Origin of the sequence: Streptomyces sp. NPDC005774 (assembly GCF_042871645.1) — a bacterium.
Classification (GTDB): Bacteria; Actinomycetota; Actinomycetes; order Streptomycetales; family Streptomycetaceae; genus Streptomyces; species Streptomyces pratens.
Window position 1 is genome coordinate 1 of the sequence record NZ_JBIAIV010000131.1, and the last position, 2117, is coordinate 2117.

Genomic DNA, 2117 nt, shown 5'->3' on the forward strand with positions numbered 1-2117 from the left:
GCAACCATGCCTGAACTGGGAAAACTTGAAGCTACGTCCGCTTTAGGAATCGCTTCTAAAGCGGGTGTCGCAGGTTCGAATCCTGCCGGGGGCACCAGCACAAAGGCCCCGGACCGATCTTGGTCCGGGGCCTTTGACATCTCCTTCTTCCAAGAGAACACGGCGACAACGATGCAGTCTCCGGCAGCGGCCTCCTGCTGTGCGTATCAGCAGCAGAGAGCCTGTGCCACGGCCTGGCTGAAGTCGCCGGTCGCGAGTGCCTTGACCGGGATCGTGAAGTACAACGTTCCGGCGTCCCCCCAGCCCCATCCGAGTTCGGTGTCCTCGGCAAGCTGGAGCAGATGGATGGCCGGGCCGTCGGCGTCGCGGGACGACACCTTGAGCGTGTACGAGGTGTCCGGCCAACCGAAGGCGCAGTAACTGCCGGCGGTGTTCCCGTCGAGATCTCCCATCTCGCTGAGAATGAGCGATGCCGCTCCCCAGTGCTGGTCCCTGTCGAACTCCACATCCTCGTCCTCAACGTCCCAGCAGTCTGGGAGCATGGTTACCTCGGCTGCGTGGACGGGCATCGCCGGATAGCTTCTCGCTGGTTCGGGTGCCGTCGTCTCGACTGCCCGTGCCGGGTCGGCGGGAATGACGCGGCATACCCCGGACTCGGACATGTCCAGTTGGCGGTACTCCTCGTACGGCAGGTCCGGATCGAGGTAGAAGAAGTTGAGTAGGCCGGGCCGTGTGGGCAGTTCGTTGCCCAGCCAGGTAGCGAGAGCATCGGTGTCCAGCACGGCATGCAGGGACAACGGAACCCCGCTCTGTTCGGGCCAGCAGGTCTCCGGTTCGAGGAGGGCAGGCCCACCAAGTCGGCATTGCCCAGTGGCCTGGATACTTCCTGCTGGGCGGACCAATTGAAAGCCGCGGCGGGCCATGGCAGCGAACTGCCGACCGGCCTTCTCGCCGAGCCGTTCTGTGCATACGCGACTCAAGTCGGCAGGGTCGTCGAACTGCATGCCAGGATCTTCTCAACCTCCGTTCGGTCTCGGCCACCTTGGGTCTCAGCCGCGCCCCTCGCCCCTCGACGGACCCTGACATCTATGACTGACATCAACGGCACCGGACAAAGACGTACATGCGCACACCTGCCTGACCTCTGTGATGCCAGGCCTCCCTGCCGGGGCAGCCGTAGATCGAACTCCTAATGCGGTGGTCGCTGGCGCGGCAGGCGCGCAGGCCCGACGGCCGCGCCCGTGCCAGATGGTGCGGGGAACCACGGGGAACACCGGGCAGTTGATCAGCCACTCGCCAGGCGCCAGCACCGCTTCCCCGCAGGTCATCCCTGGCTGCGGCTCTGCCTGCTCTGAGCTTCCCAAGCTGAGAGGTCAGGGGCGTGATCGTCTTCCAAACAGGTCGTCCCAGCTTGCTCTGGTCAACGGCACCAACAGCGTGGCTAGGCCGGCAGGGGTACAGCGAGGCACACGCGCGCCCGCCCGGTCGACATACCCGCCGTCTGGGCTGACCGTCTTCGGCTGAGGCACAAGCGGGAGACGGTCAGTAGAGGATGACTCTCCAGTGCTCGACCCACCGGTGCCAATCGCCGCCCAGTCCCCGGAGCAACACGCGGTCGCCCTCCAGACGCCAGACGGTTCCGTACAGCGTCGCATGAGGAAGGTCTGCCCGGACGGTGTCATAGACCTCCAGGTCCCTTTCGACCGGCCGAGACCAGACGTGGCCGCAGCGGTCGCAGGTGTAGCCAACCGCAGCGGGTCCGGCGGCGCAGGGCGGGGTACCCAGGCGGACCGCTTCGTCGGCGCAGCGGGGGCACGGGTCTGCGGTATGCGGGCCGATCAGACGGGACACCCGGCGATCCTGCGGTACAGCAGCCAAGTACAGCAACCCCCGCAACCGTCAGCACCCCACAACAGCCGACCGAGTCCATCCCGCAGCCTGAATGACCGGCTGTGACCGATGTCTGTAGAGCTACGGATCAGAAGGTGAAGCCCTGGGCACCGGGGATGCGTCGAGGACCACAGACACCGATAAGAGGGGTGGCTCCGAAGGCTTTCCTCCTGAGCTGCCCCTCCTTCAGAAGCGGTGCTATTCAGGTGTTGTCAGGCGGTGACCGC

Annotated in this window: 1 protein-coding gene; it reads right to left on the reverse strand. The window is 65.4% G+C overall.

What is annotated here, in order from left to right:
- Window positions 1-206: 206 nt before the first annotated feature.
- Window positions 207-1004 (reverse strand): DUF1963 domain-containing protein, encoded by a 798-nt coding sequence (locus ACFYQA_RS39420; RefSeq protein ID WP_388928652.1) that lies wholly within the window; start codon window positions 1002-1004, stop codon window positions 207-209.
- Window positions 1005-2117 lie beyond the last annotated feature (1113 nt).

Bases quoted from the DNA above. Each gene is read 5' to 3' on its own strand.
- ACFYQA_RS39420 (WP_388928652.1), bottom strand. From the start codon at position 1,004: ATGCAGTTCGACGACCCTGCCGACTTGAGTCGCGTATGCACAGAACGG.